General features: G+C 32.4%; 11 protein-coding genes. 10 read left to right on the forward strand and 1 reads right to left on the reverse strand.

Annotated elements, in window-relative coordinates:
- Nucleotides 1-115 precede the first annotated feature (115 nt).
- The 8 genes from BN4220_RS15415 to BN4220_RS15450 all read left to right on the forward strand — a co-directional run bounded on the left by BN4220_RS15415 (nt 116) and on the right by BN4220_RS15450 (nt 16,174).
- Nucleotides 116-679, forward strand: coding sequence for a TetR/AcrR family transcriptional regulator (locus tag BN4220_RS15415; protein ID WP_347477115.1), 564 nt, complete (start codon nt 116-118; stop codon nt 677-679).
- Nucleotides 680-753: 74 nt separating this feature from the next.
- Nucleotides 754-1,176: a hypothetical protein gene (locus BN4220_RS15420; RefSeq protein ID WP_066718365.1), complete on the forward strand. Its 423-nt coding sequence runs from the start codon at nt 754-756 to the stop codon at nt 1,174-1,176.
- 12 nt (nt 1,177-1,188) lie between these two features.
- Nucleotides 1,189-1,851 (forward strand): hypothetical protein, encoded by a 663-nt coding sequence (locus BN4220_RS15425; protein ID WP_066718375.1) that lies wholly within the window; start codon nt 1,189-1,191, stop codon nt 1,849-1,851.
- Between the two features lie 5 nt (nt 1,852-1,856).
- Complete coding sequence (locus tag BN4220_RS15430; protein WP_066718381.1) at nt 1,857-2,279, forward strand: DUF2871 domain-containing protein; 423 nt, start codon at nt 1,857-1,859, stop codon at nt 2,277-2,279.
- A 257-nt stretch (nt 2,280-2,536) separates the two neighbouring features.
- Nucleotides 2,537-3,514: a choloylglycine hydrolase gene (gene bsh / locus BN4220_RS15435; protein WP_066718383.1), complete on the forward strand. Its 978-nt coding sequence runs from the start codon at nt 2,537-2,539 to the stop codon at nt 3,512-3,514.
- A gap of 327 nt (nt 3,515-3,841) precedes the next feature.
- Nucleotides 3,842-5,266 carry an Ig-like domain-containing protein gene (locus BN4220_RS15440; protein WP_066718389.1) on the forward strand — a complete coding sequence of 475 codons (1,425 nt, stop codon included), beginning with the start codon at nt 3,842-3,844 and terminating at the stop codon, nt 5,264-5,266.
- A 672-nt stretch (nt 5,267-5,938) separates the two neighbouring features.
- Nucleotides 5,939-7,357: an Ig-like domain-containing protein gene (locus BN4220_RS15445; protein WP_066718391.1), complete on the forward strand. Its 1,419-nt coding sequence runs from the start codon at nt 5,939-5,941 to the stop codon at nt 7,355-7,357.
- Between the two features lie 126 nt (nt 7,358-7,483).
- Complete coding sequence (locus BN4220_RS15450) at nt 7,484-16,174, forward strand: glycine rich domain-containing protein (protein WP_066718394.1); 8,691 nt, start codon at nt 7,484-7,486, stop codon at nt 16,172-16,174.
- A 208-nt stretch (nt 16,175-16,382) separates the two neighbouring features.
- On the opposite strand, the gene BN4220_RS15455 is transcribed toward BN4220_RS15450, so the two are convergent.
- Nucleotides 16,383-17,054, reverse strand: a complete 672-nt coding sequence (locus tag BN4220_RS15455; RefSeq protein WP_066718397.1) for a class I SAM-dependent methyltransferase — start codon at nt 17,052-17,054, stop codon at nt 16,383-16,385.
- Between the two features lie 230 nt (nt 17,055-17,284).
- Between BN4220_RS15455 and BN4220_RS15460 the strand changes: the two genes are divergently transcribed.
- Both BN4220_RS15460 and BN4220_RS15465 read left to right on the forward strand, forming a co-directional pair.
- Entirely contained in the window at nt 17,285-18,259 is a 975-nt protein-coding gene (locus BN4220_RS15460) for a D-2-hydroxyacid dehydrogenase (RefSeq protein WP_066718400.1), read from the forward strand.
- A gap of 29 nt (nt 18,260-18,288) precedes the next feature.
- Entirely contained in the window at nt 18,289-18,960 is a 672-nt protein-coding gene (locus BN4220_RS15465) for a YoaK family protein (protein ID WP_066718403.1), read from the forward strand.
- Nucleotides 18,961-19,078: the final 118 nt, after the last annotated feature.

A 19,078-nucleotide genomic window follows, 5' to 3' on the forward strand; every position in this document is an offset into this window, starting at 1 on the left:
AATAATCATTATTCTTTATTAATAATGATTATATTTATCAATAAATCATATTGACAATTTTAGCACTAAGAGTATAATAAATTTCAACATGAACATTGTTCATTTATGGAGGTGAATGTGTATTAACATAGCAGCAACGTCAAAAGAAGAGATTCTGGAAATCAGTCGTAAACTCGTTATAGAAAAAGGCCTATCTGCCGTTAACATGCGAATGGTTGCAAAAGAATGTGGTGTAGCAGTAGGATCTATTTATAACTACTTTCCATCAAAATCTGATTTAATTAGTGCAACAATTGAAAATGTTTGGAAAGATATTTTTCATATGTCAGGAAAAAACTTTGAGTTCCAAAGTTTTATAGACTGTCTTTCATGGCTTTTTGAAAGCATACAAGAAGGTAGAAAGAGATATCCAGAGTTTTTCACAATACATTCTATGAGCTTCGCCTCTGAGGATAAAATGAAAGGGCGCCAAATGATGGAGAGATATTTTGGCCATATTAAGGAGAATCTTTTGCTAATTTTAAAAAAAGATTGTAATGTACGACCAGAAGCATTTAATGAAGTTTTGACACCCACTATATATGTTGATTATGTATTTACTCTATTTATTTCTATTTTAATGGAAAAACAGGATAACTGTGATGCACTTTTAGAATTAGTAAAACATAGTATATATTAACATTCCCACTTAAAAGGTGGGAAAAAAATAAGCTCAAAATGAACAGTGTTCATATTGAATGGAGGTGTTTTGAAATGAAAGTAAAAAAAGAAACATTACTAATGATAGCAAGTATTGTATGGTTAATTGCAGGATTTAATATATTACGGATAGGATTTATCAGTTATATAGGACATGTAACAATTCTCAATATTTTTCTTTCTGCTTTAGTATTTATAATTTTCTGGTTCATGGTTTTTCATAAGTTAGTTATTAAGCATACAGCTAGAATTCAGCATTATCAAGAAAAGCTACAATTTATTTTGAAGTTCTTTGATATAAAATCCTTTTGTATTATGTCATTCATGATGACATTTGGAATTGGTATAAGAGTCATGAATTTGGTTCCAGATATTTTTATTGCCGTTTTTTATTCTGGACTTGGATTAGCATTATTTGGAGCAGGAATACTTTTTGGATTCAACTATTTTAAATTTATGAGATTTAATCATGCATAGGAGGGTTAAATAATGCAGGTAATTATGGAAACGGCCTTTGATATCATATATTTAATCACAGTAGTAACATTAGGGATTATAATGATTCAGAAAAGCAATGGTAAAAAACAATATCTTTTATTTGGTATCATGGCAGTAATATTAGGAGCAGGAGATGCATTTCATTTAGTACCTAGAGTAGTTGCGCTATGTACCACTGGATTAGAGGATTATGTATTCGCATTAGGAATTGGAAAGTTTATAACTTCAATTACCATGACTATATTTTATATATTACTTTATTATGTATGGCGCTTACGCTATGAAATTGAAGGTAAAAATGGCATTACATGCATGATATACATATTAGCAATATCACGTATCATTTTATGCCTGTTCCCACAAAATGCTTGGACAAATGCAAATGCACCTTTTCGTTGGGGAATTTACCGTAATATACCTTTTACATTGCTAGGTATTCTTATTATTATATTATTTTATAAAAGTGCTAAGGAGAGGAATGATAAGCAGTTTCGTTTTATGTGGTTGACGATTGTATTAAGTTTCGTATTTTATTTACTAGTTGTATTATTTGTAGATAGGATTCCGGTAATGGGTATGTTGATGATACCTAAAACATGCGCATATGTATGGACGGTATTCATTGGATTTAATAGTATGAGATCAGGGAGGTAATATTCATGAAAAAGATATTAAATATTTCATTTATATATTTTCTACTAGCAATGGTGGGAGGGGTATTCTATAGAGAATTCACAAAATATAATGGATTTATGGGGAAAACAACATTAAGTTATCTTCATGTACATTTATTAGTCTTGGGTACAATTTTATTTTTAATTATAGCCTTATTTTGTAAAGATACAAACTTATTACAGAATCGAACTTTTAAAAAGTTTTTGATAGTATATAATATTGGGCTTCCACTTATGATATGTATGTTGTTAATTCGTGGTATTCTACAAACCTTGGAATTACAAGTAAGTAATGCAATCAATGGAATGATTTCTGGATTTGCAGGAATATCTCATATCATATTAATGATAGCATTATGGATGTTCTTTTCTTCATTGAAACAAGTATTAGTTCATGAAGAAAGATAAAAGTCAACAAAGCAGTGAATGGAAATAGATTCACTGCTTTTGCTATTTAGAAAGTAACATTATATCAATATAAAGTTGAGATATGGTTTCTAAGTATTGAAATTTTATATATGAATAGGAATCTTAAACTGAAATATACTAATATTTATTGAAGCTCTATCTTAAGATGCCTTTAATTACTTCACTTTATTAATGAAGTATTATATTATAAATGATGAATTTATATTTATACCAAAAAATAAAAGGAGGAGTTTAACATGTGTACATGCATTACATTTCAAAATAAAAATTTTTATTTTGGTAGAAATCTTGATTTAGAATACTCATTTGGAGAAAGAGTTGTAATAACACCTAGAAAGTATGTATTTGATTTAAGGACTCAAGAGAAAATGGTTGAACATTATGCGATGATTGGAATGGCTACTGTAATCGATAACTATCCTCTTTATGCGGAAGCAGCCAATGAAAAAGGTCTAAGTATGGCAGGTCTTTATTTTCCAGATAATGCAGTTTATCACGATGTAAAAGAAGATAAAGTTAATATTACACCTTTTGAATTAATTCCATGGTTACTTGGAAAATGTGCAACAGTTGATGAAGCTGAAGTTTTGTTAAAGGACGTGAATATAGTTAGGATTCCGTTTAATAATAATATTCCGCTAGCTCCCTTACACTGGATGATTGCTGATAAAAAAAGGTGTCTTGTACTGGAATCGATGGAAGATGGGCTAAATATCTATGAAAATCCAATTGGAGTTTTAACAAATAATCCTCCTTTTTATTATCACAAAACTAATCTATCGAATTATATGAATATTACACCAAATTCTCCAGAAAATCGATTTTCTAAATCCCTTAATATACAGGCATATGGACAAGGAATGGGAGGAATGGGACTTCCAGGCGATGTTTCTCCAAGTTCTCGTTTCATTAGAGCTGCATTTGTCCAGCAGAATTCTGTTTGTTCAGAGGATGAGATATCTAATGTTACGCAGTTTTTTCATATGTTAGATGCAGTTAGTATGGTAAGAGGTGTAACTATCACACCAGAAGGGAAGTATGATATTACTACGTATTCTTGCTGTATAAGTGTAGATCAAGGGATTTATTACTATAAAACGTATGAGAATAATCAGATTAGCGCTGTTAAGTTAATGAATGAGGACTTAGATCGGGACGATTTGATTGTTTATGATTTTAGGAATTCACAAAATATTTATTATGAAAATAACTGATATAAATGCTATTATCAAAAAGATATAAGTAAAAAAGTTGTTATCTCTTACTTACTATATTGAGCTTACTATATTTTTGTTGCAATCATTGTAAATATATAGTAATATGTTTCAATAATCTATTTATTTTCTAATACTCGTATTACAGAATAATTAAGGTTTATAAGTATGGATATATGAGAAGTTCCTCCATCTATATGGTAGGAACTTTTTTTAAGTAATTTTATTTTTATGTAGTAATTGTGTTTGAGTTAGGAGTATTTTGTTACTTATTTTAAGAATATTACAATGTCAAATACGGATAAAAGGAAAAGGTTGGTATATAGGATGAGAGAGAAAAAATTTAGTTACTTCACGAAGCTAATTGCTGTAATGATTATTATTGTTATGTGTTCGAATTTAGTACCTGTTCAAGCAGCTAGTAAGAATATGTGGTTGAAAAAATATTACATAACCATCAACGTAGGTAAGATAAGTACTATAGGAATTAAGAGTAATACAACTGGAAAAAATGTAACTTATTCTAGTAGTGATAAGAAAATAGCTACAGTATCTAGTAAAGGTGTTATAAAAGGAGTAAAAGCAGGAAAGGTTACGATAACTGTCAAGGCAGGTAATGTATCTAGAAAGTGTATTGTAACGGTTAAGAAACCTTGGATTGCTGTTGACAAGATTGAGTTTGAACAAGAAATTATAGCACTTGATATAGGTGAAAAAGAAAGTAATCCTGCTACAATTTTTCCTAGCAATGCTTCTGGTAAATGGATAACATATAGCTCATCGGATCCTACAGTTGCAACTGTAGATAAAAATGGTGTTGTAACAGGAATGAGAGAAGGAAAAATTATCATTACTGCGAAAGGAAGCGGAGGAGTAAGAAATGAATCTATAGTGTATGTTAGCGAATATGAATACGAGGAACCCGTTAATAGGAAACCAGAAGTATATGATTCGACACTTATAGTAAATCAAGGTAAAGTAAAGCTTGGAATGAAGAAATCAGAATTACTTAATTCATTTGGTGAACCTTCTTTGATTTTGGATAGTGATTTTAATTGTCCGGTTTATATTTATAATAATGATTATACAAGTTTGGTATTTGTTTATGTTAAGAATGATGAGGTAATTGGATATTATACAAATGCTGCTGTATTTGAAACATGTGGTGTTAAGAGTTCATTTACAAGGGATGAAATCTATGACATCACCCTTGCGATGAGTGGATGTAAGACAAGTGATTATAGAAATGATTTATGGTATGATTATAATGGTAATTTAATAAGTATTTTAGTCATGATACCTTCTATTGATCCAGATAAACTAACAACTTCTTATTTACCAACTGCAAGTAGTAAAGTTATTCGAAATATGGAAAGAATCTATTTTGAATTAGTGAATGGACTCCGTGGAAGAAATGGAATAGCACCACTTTCTTTTGATAGTGAAATGTCTGAAGTTGCTAGAAAACATAGTGAAGATATGACGAAACGGGGGTATCTGGATCATATTACTCCAGATGGTATAACTATCACAGATAGATTAGATAATGCAGGTATTTCTTATACAAGAGCGGGTGAAATAATTACAATTGATATTTGTTTAAGTACTGTTTCTAATATAGTAACTTTTATGCGATCAATTAGCCACCGTAACCTTATGTTAGATTCTGGATTTACAAATGCTGGAGTAGGAGTATCAATCGGAGATGTAGAAATTGATGAATTAGGAAATATTACAATAATGTTTCGATAAAATGAAAGCAATTCGCGTGAAATAACGTGGATTGCTTTTTTTAGCTTGTTCAGCCTGTGCGGAATCTTATCGATGAAGAAAATATAGTGTCTTGATAGTAGGAAACACATGTTAATGATATGGGGCTCTATTGTGAGGTTGTGTCTGGAGTATGTCGTATAGCAAATCTTTGGACTGACGGAAAGAAAATACGTTTAAAGTATGGTATTGGAAATTACTAGTGCAAATATGGAGGTTAGATGGAAAGAAAGTTTACGTACTTTTTATTGGGGGTCCACTCTATATGGACAGGAATAGCATAGTTTATCGAGAAATCTAGTACTGTCTAGAAAGATGAATTAGAGTGCTTATCTTTAGATTTCGTAATTAAAGACCAAAATATTAATGATTGTATACTCTTCTGATTTGTAGGATAAACAGGCACTTTTTTATATAATATATTTTATAACTTATATGTAGCTCCAATTTTTTTTTATTTTTTTATTGACAGTATATATTGATTTAGGTCTTTAATGATTTAAAGTAAACACAATTCTTAAGTATAATATGATGAATCTTAAAGAAAAGGAAATAGTTTACATTTATATTGTGATACTGTATAATTTTACTATATTCGGGAGTGAAAAAGATTTAGGTGTTATTATTATGTGTTGTTACAGAAAGGGGTTACAGATGAGGGAGAGTAAATTAATAAGTAAAGTATTTGTTTTGACGATTGTAATGTTGTTATTTATGAATGTAATACCAGTAAAAGCAGCTAGTAAGAATATGTGGCTAGAAAAATATTACTTAACTGTCGATGTTGGTAAGACAGGAACAATAGGTATTAAGGGGAATACAACAGGTAAGAAAGTGACTTATACAAGTAATGATGAGAAAATAGCTACTGTTTCTAGTAAGGGAGTTATTAAAGGAGTGAAAGCGGGAAAGGTTACAATATTAGTTAAGGCTGGGAATGTTACAAGAAAATGTATCGTTACAGTGAAGACGGCGTGGATTCCTGTTAAATCAATTATATTTGAACGAGAGGTTGTGTCATTAGATATAGGAGAAACGAGAAACAATCCTGGTATTATATTTCCTAATAATGCATCAAGCAAGATGATAACTTATACTTCATCCGATACCAATGTTGCAATTGTCGATGGAAAAGGGAAAATAACTGGTGTTGGTGAAGGTGAAACTATTATTACGGCAAAAGGTAGTGGCGGTGTTAAAAGTATTGTAGAGGTTTTTGTTAGCAAATATGAGTATGAGGAACCTGATAATAGAAAACCGGAAGTTTATGATTCAATGTTAATTGTAAATCAAGGTAAAGTAAAACTGGGAATGAATAAATCAGAGTTACTAAATTCTTTTGGTGAACCATCATTAATCTTGGATAGCGACTTTAATTGTCCAGTCTATATCTATAACAATGATTATTCAAGCTTAGTATTTGTTTATGTGAAAAATGATGTAGTTATAGGATATTATACGAACGCTGCGCAATTTGAGACTTGTGGGATTAAAAGCTCATATACTGAAGAGGAAATTTTAAAAACTACATTAGCTTTAAGTGGATGTAAAACCATCGATTATAAAATGCGTATGTGGTATGATTATAATGATGAACTAATAAGTATATTAGTTCTAATTCCTAGTATAGATCCAGATGAATTAACAACTTCATATTTACCAACTGCAAGTAGCACTGTTATAAGAAATATGGAGAGAATATATTTTGAGTTAGTGAATGGTTTTCGTGGAAGAAACGAAATCACACCTGTTTCATTTGATAATGAAATGACAGAAGTTTCTAGAAAACATAGTGAGGATATGACGAAACGAGATTATTTTGATCATACTACGCCAGAAGGACTTACACCATTTGATAGATTAACTAATGCAGGAATTTCTTATTCAAGTGCAGGAGAAATTATTACTGGTGATATGTGTTTAAGTACAGTATATAATATTGTCTCATTTATGGGATCAATTAATCATCGCAATATAATGTTAAAATCTGAATATACAAGAGCAGGAGTCGGAGTATCAATTGGTGATATTACTCTTGAAGAATTTGGTAATATTACAATTTTATTTCGATAAGAAAAGGCAATTCACACTTTTTTGTGAATTGCTTTTTTTATTTACTATTGACAAGCTATACAGAATTAAGTGCTTAATTGAAATTAAGAAATTCAATAAAAATTACAAAAGGAAGGTGAATGCAGAATGGATATATCAGCTTTTAAAAAGATATTTAAGTTGATAATAGCAGTAATGCCATTACTTATTTTAATCACAATACTTAAAAATACAACACTTGCAAAAGCAGATAGTACAAATGAATGGTCAGTAGGAAACTCCGGTGTTATTAATATTGAACAGTGTGGAGGCACTGGTGCAGAAAATTGGATGATGGATAAGACTGTATTTTTGTTCCGCCCTTATAGTTTACCTACATTTGAACAAAAAGATGGTAGAAAAAAAATGATTAAAGATTTTTCTAGTGTGAATCCAATTTATACTACAGCTACAGTAGCAATAGTTCCTTATGATTTTACTAATTATCTTAAAGTAAACGGATTTACTGATATTAAAATAATGAGGCGTATTTCATGGAATTCATTAAATATTGATTATTTTCAAGAGAAAAAAGATTTAAATGCAGTTAAACAAATGACGGCTAATTCTAATGGGGATGAAAGTTCGTTTAAAAATGGCGTATTTTATGCAGAGTTGAAAAAAATGGAAGACCTAAGTAGTTGGTCTACATTAATTAAAAATAATGAAGAAGAAATGAAGAAGATAAATAATGTATGGAGTTGGATTACTCGTTTTGATTCAGCGTCAAAATCCTACCAGGTAACAGAGAGAATTGATCAATACTTACATATAGGTTCATTAGGGATAGAGCCTGATAATATAGAAGAAGCTTCTCCAGAAAAAGTTGAAGAACTTAAATTAAGGTATATTGATTTCCTCATGACTCTTTATGTTCAATCTAAAGATTCTGTTGCTGAACCATATTGGAAAACAGCAATTGATAAATATGTTGATGGGATTTATGGAACAAAAACGAACAACTGTAACGTTGCTATTAGTGCAGGATTTATTGCAAGAGGATATATCAACTATACTGATAAGAATGGTAAAACTATAAATGTATTATCTAATATGCTTGGTGGATGTCAGGATTTACTTGATGTCGCACTTGGAATTGAGAGTGATTTTAGTCTTGGTAAACTAGATTCCTCTAAAACAGTAGCAGAGGAATTGGTAAAGGAATCAAAAGAAACGAAATTTTATAATCGTTTATTAAAGTCATTACAATTAAGCGTTATTAGACAAAAAAATAGTGGCCAAAAGGTAACTAGAACTTATACTTCAGATAATATTTTTGGGTCACCAATCGTTTCTCGAATTATTCGAAACAGAATATTGATTAATGGTCCTAATGTTAGTTGGGGGAATGAATGGAATAGTTTGAGTTTAATTGAACATCTAGTATTAAAAAGCGAATATTATGGTACTATGCTTGTACCTGCTTATGATGGACCTAATATTCCAGAGTTGGAAGCAACTCTAGATGTAAAAAGTACATTGAAAGGATATAATGATATTAAGTATGTTAAATTCAAAGAAATGGTACCAACATTAAAAGATAGTCCTTCTTTATCTATACATTTATCAAAAGGAAATGGAACAAATAATGATGCATTATGGAAGCAGTTTTTAAATCGTTACAGATACTACGCGATAAAGGTTGTCTTTACACAACTAGCAGGGGGTGTTGGTAACGACTCACCACCGGATCTAGAATTATGGAAACCTGTGTATGTAGAATCATCTAAAGTAGTAGAAGGGAAGGTTTTAGAAACTTGGCTAGATAATGATGAACCATTTCATACATGGACAGCTAAATCATTGAAAAATCATCCAATTGGTGAGGGAAAATATCAAAAATATGAATATCAAGCGACAGTATCTTTATTTTATTCAAATATAACTAAAGATATTTCAAAAATGATGTGTTTAACTGCTAAAACGAATCCTGATACTATGCAATATCTAAATAAGATTAAACCAACTGATGTGCCAACTCCATCCGTAACCCCAACCCCAATCCCACAATACGGCATCTACACCTCAGAACCAGACGCATATGCCGAACTAAAAGAAGGCTCCATCTACAACGAAACCTTCGAAGCAATGGCCGGAGTACCAACAACCAGAACTTTATATTTTGCAACAGGTGGTTCCGAGTTCATGGTTGAAGTAGAAACGCTATACGACTACGATAAAACAGCAACCAGAAAGTACCGTTCCTACTTCAGCGGTAATGTCGATTGTGAATTTAAAGAAGCAGATAATGCAAAAACTGCATCTTTAGGTGGACAGACGGTACAGTTACATAATGGCGGAACGTATACAAAAACTTGGACCGGCACAATACCAAATAAAGCACAACCAGTTACTTCATTACATAACGCAAAATCTATCGCACAACCAGACTATACGGAATACAACGCAAAATTGGCAGAGGCAAATACATATATTGCCGAGGTCAATGGAACTTCATTAAGTTATACCTCAGGAAGTGATAAGAAAACAAGAACGAAATCAGGATGGAATGCTAGAATAACCACAAATAGCAAAACTGACCCAATTACTACAACAGCAAGTGTATCTTGTCAAAAAAAAGATCCTATTGATGAAAATGACTCTGGTGTGCCATGTCAAAACGAAATGGCAACAGCACAACCAGGGGCAGCAGGAAGTTTCACGATAACCGTAACATATACTGTACCGTCTCATATACTATGTGGACCATGCTGTGATCATACACTAGGGGCTGTAGAAGATACTTGGACTCAAGAAGTAAAATTCGATACACTTAAAATGACCGATGTAAGAGTATGGAAAATAGATAGTAGCTATGTAGGTGGTATGAAAGAAATTACCTATGATGACAATGAGTATGTAACAGCTAATGTAGTTCAAGGTGATCCAAACATCTTTTATAATATAGCTTCCAGTGATACAAGCGTTGCTGGACGACTGAGATATAGTCTACAGCAAGGGCAACATGATGATGTAATCTGGTATGAACAAAATGCAAATAATGTAGAGACAAGATCGGATGCATGCAATGGTATGTCTGGAACAATAAGTTCAGAAAATCCAATTCCAGTGCCGGCAGGTCAAGGACATAATAACTCATGGGCAACTGGTATTTTGTACAGTAATAAAACCTATAGTAATACAGTTAATTATCATGCTACACCATTTTCAGGTTTAAAAACTGGCTTTACTACTGACTCCACGGATTCAGTAGATAAGAAAACAATGGAATATCAAAGGTTTAATGAAAGAAGAAATCAAAAAAATACAGTAAGCGTTATTTCAGATATGTTAATACTTCAAACATCCAGTGGCGATCAATCAGTTATTTATTTTGAAGCAAAGGATACCGCTACCAGCCAAACGAATTTTAAGGATATCGAAGTTAGTTTTGAACAAATGTGGAATAATAATGGTCTTAGTGCTGCGAATTGGACAGAGAATGCAATAAATGTAGGAAGTTATAATGGTAAGTATTTTGATACTTTAGCAAAATACACTGGAACAGGAAATAATGCTAAGATCATTACTGCATTTGATAATGATGTAGTTAAATCTACAGCTACCGATGAACTAGGAAAAGCTAGGATAGTAATAACAAAAACTTATTCGGCAGGTTCTGCTAATAAGTCAAGTCCGGGAGAAGGTCAGTATCGAATGAGTAGACCAACTAATTTAAGAATTTTCACGGATAAGATTAAGCAAGATCAAACCAATAGAAATCGTTCCTACACAACAGGTCAATCCTATGCATATTATAAGCAGATATTATCCTATACGGATAAGAAAGCAACGGGTAATGCCAATATTCATAGTGAAGAAATCACGACAAATGCCATGGGGCAAGTAGGTTATACCATTCGATCAAGATATCGAAATACAGACAGTAAATTTGGAAAGATAAATAATATTTTAGTCTATAATCCAGTATCAGTAGCAAATGCAAGTGTTGTATCGTTACCAGAGGAAATGGACCAAAGAACTACAATACCAGAAGGCTCTGCTGAGAGTATGCTTGATAAAATTGCAGCTAGTCAGGTTTGCCCGCTATCACCTGCATTATGTGAATTTCGAGTGAAAAACTGTAAGTTTTTTATGAATACTGTGAAAGGTTCCTTTGACTTTGAAAAGGTAAGTACGATAGAAGCATTAGAAAATGGAGTAGAAGATGACGTTAGTATCATTCGTAGTTTAATAAAGTCTTCCGCTGGTGTAACGCTAGATTATAAATTACCTACAGGATATAGTATCAGGAAAGATAGTTATGGTTTTGGAACTGGACGATATTTATCAGTGGAAGGAACAAGGCTAGGAATTGAATTAGCGGATTTTGGATTTTCTTATCATAAAAATCTAAGAGTTAAAGTAGAGTCTAATATTTTTATCCCTTCTTCAAATACGTCAAATAAAATGATTTATAGTTTCGACGGATTAGGATTTTATATTCCCGCTGGAAAGAGTTATGGGGTATTTACAACAGGTAATGGAGAAGAAAAAAGGATTAATTATGACTTTACAAATAAACATATTAAGCTTGGCATTGTATTTAGCTTTGGTAGTATTGATGATTGCGAAATATACGTAAATGATAATAAAATTACGAATATTACAACGCCTGCTACAAGTAATTCCATCAATGAAGAAACGATTGGATTTAACTTATATATTGGTAATTGGACAAAAAATAATAACTTTAAAACAGGTTTTATCATTGATAATTTCACAATTACAAGGATGGCAGGAGTCAATCATCATACAGAATCATGCTATGATGTTATTAAGAATCATGATACTGAGAAACAATATACTTGTGGTAATAAAACAAATGGAGTTTATGATTTAAATCACGCACATAGTAGCAACTGTACGTTCATAGTGACTGAAAATAATAAACATGTACATAATGGAAAGGTTGGAATAAATCTAAATAATGTTCAGATAGCTATGGATCAATACAATCAAGGGGATGGTTCATTATTAGAAGCAATGCTTGGTAAAGAAAATTATTCTAAATTTATAGCTATTTATAAAGGAAAAAACAAAACGTTTGGATACACTGGAGGAGTTCAGACCTTTACAGCAACATCCACTGGAACGTATAACTTAGAAGCATGGGGAGCCTCTGGTGGTGATGGTTTAAATAATAATCAAAGCCTTACGAGCCATGGCGGTCTTGGTGGTTATTCTTCTGGTGAAATTTACTTAAATAAAGGTCAGAAAATCTATGTATATGTAGGGGGAAAAGGATCCTACAGTACAACATTAGGTACCGGTGGTGGTTATAATGGTGGTGGTTATGGTGGACCTGGTGGTTATGGCGGCGGTGGTATGACACACTTTAGTTACAGTGCTACCGATAGTGATTATGATAGAACAATTACCATTGGAGAAGACATACCAATCACTGGAAGTATTTATTATTTATATCAATATAACAATTATGTGTATGCCTTCGATGCCAATGGGAACAATGTTTCCACATCCGGTTCTGGTGGAAAGATTACTTTAGAAACTGCAAAAGAAAAAGGAATTTGTCTTGGCACATATAGTAATAGTCGTACTTACAATAACGGCCTAATTAGTTATGCCTTGGGAAAACATGATGAAGATTGTACCTATGAAGGTTATACCCATGTTGCTAAATCAACAAGTGGAGTTTGTTTAGGATGTAGCCATAGCTGTACAAGGATTTTAATAGCAAATCTATATAAGGTAAGTGATTCATATATCACAGCAATATCAAATAGTACAACCAGTAAGGTAAAAGCTATGAATCTAGATTTATCTAAAATAATACTAGCTGCTGGAGGCGGTGGAGGAGCGGATAATCCTGGTACAACAGCAACCGGAGTAGAAGATGATGGTTCTGGTGGTTACGGTGGTGGACTAATTGCAGGAAATGCGAAGGTAGATGGAGTAGATGTGTCTAACATTCACGTACATAATAGTAGTTGTTATACTCCTAAAAAGATTCAGGCAAACGTTTGTAATGGAGGTTATAGCCCAAGTGGAGGTTTTACCAATGAGCCAGGTAGTCCACAAATAATTTATGAGGGTACAAGAATTTATAATTTAGAGAATTACATAACAGGAAGTGCAGAAGGGAAAGAGGTAATAATAGAACTTAGGGCACAATGTTTGACTGGTTCACAGTCTTTTATCAATTTAAAACTTGGAATTAATATAAATGGTACGATTAGGTACCTAACGGTAGCACAAGCTGTTAATGAGGGTTTTATAGCAGCAGGTCCTACCAGTGAATCAACTCCGTCAGGATATGCTAGTAATGGAATCTATATGGTAGCCTATCCAACTCCATTGAACATTTTAAAAGGTTTAAGTACAGGTGATGGATATTTTAGCAATCTAATTATTAAATTTAAATTACTGTCAGGAACTCTGCAATCCATACAAGTAAATCCTTCTGAAAACAGTAGACCTGGTGATGGATTACATGTCGTTAGTATAGAGACCGTATTAACTTGTAATAAGCAAGCAGGAACTGTATTATCTGCTTCTGGTCTTGGTGGAACGCAAATAAGAGGTTATTCCAATGGAGCTGGCGAAAGCGCCACAAATGCGGTTGACACTGGTGGTGCAGGTGGTGGATATTATGGAGGATTTGCTTCAAACAATAACAACGGTGGTGCTGGCGGTGGGTCAGGTTATATTGGTACGCTCGCAAAAGCTATCACAATAAATGGTGATAGTCAGATGCCCTCTGAAAACGGAGGAATAAAAGTAGGCAGTGTAGGTAACGGAATCGCTAAAATAACTTCACCCATGACAGCAGAAGATATCTTATCCTTCATTGAAAGCATATATAGTACCTTACCATCAACTATCAATGGTCTTTGTAACCCAATCTTTAATTGTAATGGCCTAAATAATGTACATGAATGTACTTCACTTTGTGGCGAAATAAAAACACTTAATTGCACAGAACCACATCATAAAGGCCTTTGCTATGACTACGACAACGATACTTGTTGGGACCCTTGTAGAAATGATCAAAATCATAAATCTGCTGTAAGTACAGTTACAAAACCAAATGGTGAAACGATTGATTGTGGAACATTCATTAATTTAGATAATTATTTCACCGTTTATTTCCCAAATGTGGGTGATTTTTATGGAAATGGTGAACATGGCATCTCTAATATTTCAATCAACCGCGGAAAAGGCTATGTAAATAATATGAGCACTTTGGAATGGCTAAGAGAAAAAAGAGTACGATTTGCTTATGATGTTTTATTCAATCGAAACGGAGTATGGGAACAAGTGTCTGCAGGAGAATGGATAACGTTACCCATTAAAAATGGCGGTAAGGAGCTAGAGTATTATGAGTTTTATTGTTTGCTAGCAAATTCAGAAGCCATGGCTGCCACAGTAGAATTTTTAGCAGAGGCTATCAATGCTCCTAGTTCGCCAGGTGGAAAAGAAAATCCTTATATGGGCGATACTATTAACAATGCCGATTGTGAATATGACATTTACAACGCTTATGAGACGAATAGAAATAGGTTTTCCACCTATACTTCCTATCACAGTGCTTACCGACAATTATACACGGATATCGTTGGACGTATCGGTAATTTTATTATTGAAGATAGTGATGATTTTCGATTTTCAAATCTATTCAAACAGTCTACCAAGGATAATCAATGGATTGTTGAAGGTGTTATCCATGAAGTGGATACTAGTATAAGTAAAAACTATATTTCATGGTTTAAAAACGATGGCTCTTATGGAAAAGATATTAGAGGTGTTACCGTAAATTCAAAGACAGATATGTATAATACTTATGGAACTATGAGATGGATGAGTTCAGCAAATGCAATAAGCGGTCCTCTTAGTGGTGATAAAAATACGATAGAGGCATTAAGAAATCAGCAATTAAAGGCTGGTTATAACTTACTTTTTGATATTTCAACGATTGGAGATTATCACAGAGAAATTCAAGTAGTACCTTATTTCTACGCCTTAAATATTGATACAAATGTGTTAACACCAGTGGATGTTTACATGAATGTCTCAGGTGAATATAAACCGATTAATTATTTTGGACTTTTATCTGAATATATAGAAGCTGATAATTCCTTCTCTGATGAATATTACAAACTAAAAGACAAGTTATATAATTATATTCTATCACTTGATTGGAATGAGGAAGGTAAACGCCGCAATTATACAGAAGAAGAGGAGCGTATCACGAAATATTTGGGTGAGAATCGAATGGAATTTGTAACCGATAGTAGCGGGAATGTATTAACACAGAAATATTTAACCATACCTTTTGGAGATGCCTACTCATTAGGTACGGCTCAAATGTTGCTTGCCGGAACACGTGCAAGGACTTTTATTGGAAGTAGTAAGGTTAATTCGGTTCAAATAAATGGTGGCAAAGAGACAAATATTAATGGTTCCATAGGTGCAGATAATTTTATGTACAATGCTCAAAGATGGCACTTAAAACTTGGACTACCATCATCCGCAGCCTATGTCGCTTATAGAAATATGACACATCTTGACCCAATGGAGACAATAACTTTATTGGATGGGAATACAATAAGAGCAATCGATGAGTTTAAAACTGGTAATTACGTTATTATTATGACAGCACAGATAAATGCAATCGGAAACACATACTCATTAGCATATGATCAAGGTGTAGATAATGGTGTGATACTAATTAAAGGTAAGAAATACACCTTTGGAAATGATATACCTAATGTAATTGCAGTCTATGAAGGTTCTACAAGTGCAACGATTGATATTGATTTTATTGGTACTCATTAAAAAATCAGAGTAAATAGTAAACCAGCCATGAGGTGGAACAAAGTCCATCCCGTGGCTGGTTTATACGTATATCGGCTACATCCATGCTTTTGGCTATGTAGAAAATCTTGAAAAATTAATCTGAAACAAAAATTCATATTATACCTAATTCATATACAAAAATTTATATACAAAAATCATGTGTCAAAAATTCTAATGAAGTTTCATATTATACCTTTTTTAATAAAAATAGTCGATTCATTCCTTCTTGCCAAGGATAAGGAAATTCAATATACCGTTCAACAATAAAATTTTTCTCAAATTGCCTTAACCAATCTTCCGTCTTTAATCTTCTTAACCGTAAATATCCATCTCTTTCATATAGATTATCTTGAAAGCAATTTAAACCAAGTTCTTTCATTTTATCATCATCTTCGTAAGGATTTAATTTAACGAACATCAAACCATCTTTTTCTAAAAGTCTGGTTAATTCTTTAAAAATAGTGTCAGCATCTTCCTTTGGAACCACGTCTAATACATTCGAAAGAATGATGCCATCAAAACTTTCATCCTCCATTTGTGAAACGTGAGTGATATCACCTACAACAAAATTAAGTTGTTTAAAATGATTTATATTAGCCATTTGATTTGCAAACTTAATTCCATTTTCGGATCGATCAATTCCTATACCATAGGAAAGATTACCATATTGAGCGCACTGGAATAGAATATCTCCAGTACCACAACCAAAATCCATTACTCTTTTCGTATTTTGAGAAAAGATATGTAGGCAGGCATCAAAGGTTGGTTCTACACTAAGTTCAACATCCGTTAAATCTTCTAAATTACATTGGTTATATACTTCGTCCCAAAGTGTTGTAGTACTATCATATTGCTTCATATAAACCGCCAGCTTTCTCTTAATTTTTTGTACATACTATGTTATGCAACAAAACTTAGATAAATGATAAATTTGTACTTTAGACTTTATTTGATATAAACATTATATCGCTTTTTTCTTACTAAAAAATGAAATTTTTGTTAAATATTTTTGTTACATTTTAATAACTTCATTTTAATAAAATAAATGCTATAATGTATAATAATGCGAGATAGAAAGGACGTAAATAAATGAATGAAACAATCAATAAGCAAGTTTTAGTAGTTCTACCAATGAATGAGAGTGAGAAAGACTTGCTAAAATCAAAAATGCCAGAAGCAAGTTTTCTATTTTGTAAACCAACAGAAGTGACAGAAGAATTAGTAAAGGAAGCAAATATCATTATTGGTAATGTTTCTCCAACCATGATTAAAGGTACAAATAAATTAGAGTGGATCCAACTAAATAGTGCTGGTACAGACGGTTATTGCGAAGAAGGGGTACTTCCTAAGAATGCCCTATTAACTAATGCAACAGGAGCATATGGACTAGCTTTATCGGAGCATATGTTGGGAATGGTATTTGAAATTAAGAAGAAATTAAACCTCTATTATATAAATCAATTAAATCGTAAGTGGAAAGATGAAGGAAAGGTAACAGCCATAGAGGGTAGTACAACTTTAGTCGTTGGTTTAGGCGATATTGGTGGAAGTTTTGCAAAGAAAATGAAAGCACTTGGCAGCTATACCATTGGCATACGAAGAACATCTGGTTTAAAACCTGAGTATTTGGATGAATTATGTACGATGGATGAATTAGAGGCTTTATTATCAAGAGCTGACATTGTAGCTTTAAGTCTTCCTAATACAAAGGAGACTTATCATTTGTTTAACAAAGAAATGTTTATGCATATGAAAATGAATGCAATCATTATAAATGTTGGTCGTGGCAATGCTATTTGTACTGATGATTTATGTGAAGCATTGGAGAAAGGAGTAATTGCAGGAGCTGGACTTGACGTTACAGACCCTGAACCATTACCATCAGATCATAAATTATGGAATACGAGGGGTGTTGTTATTACACCACATGTATCAGGTGCTTATCATCTTGAAGAGACAAGAGAACGTATTGTTAAAATTAGCATAGAGAACCTAGAACGATTTTTAAAAGGTGATGATCTACAAAATATTGTAGATTTTAAAACTGGATATCGCAAACGTTAATAGAAATACTTACTTACTAGGGGGAAAATATGAACAAAAGACAAATGTCAGAAACATTCTTTTTGTGTGCTCTACTTGCAATTATCGGGGGCTTTCTAGATGCTTATACATATATTGCAAGAGGTGGTGTGTTTGCCTTCGCCCAAACAGGAAATCTTATTTTTCTTGGTATGAATCTCACAGAAGGAAATATAGGAAAAGTAATTTATTATTTAACACCTATTTGCTCATTTATTATAGGTGTTATGATATGTGAATTAATTAAGAGCAAGTACAAAGAGCAGGGCGGCCTTCATTGGAGGCAGATCGCAGTTGCAATTGAAATTATAATTTTAGTAATTGTAGGTTTTATTCCAACAGGAGCTTTAAATATGGTTGCAAATGTTTTAATTACATTTGTTTGTGCGATGCAAGTTGAGAGTTTTCGAAAAGTAAACGGAAATTCTATTGCTACAACTATGTGCACAGGAAACTTAAGAAGTGCTACAGAAATGCTATTTTATTATTTAAAGACGAAAGATAAAAAAGTATTAAATAAAAGTTTGAATTATTTTGGTATAATTGCATTTTTTGTATTTGGTGTTGCTTTAGGAACTATTTTTACAAAACTGATTCATCAAAAATCTATTTTCATTTGTAGCATTTTACTGGTAATCGTATTTTGTACAATGTTCATTGAACATGTTAAGGATAGGACATAAAAAATATAACAAGCAAAAAATATATTCCTGACTAATAACACTATGCATGATATATAACTATCTCCATAATATAATAAATATCCATATCATAACGATTATCCATAACATAACGCTTATT

It is taken from the genome of Clostridium sp. Marseille-P299 (assembly GCF_900078195.1).
GTDB lineage: Bacteria > Bacillota > Clostridia > Lachnospirales > Lachnospiraceae > Lachnoclostridium.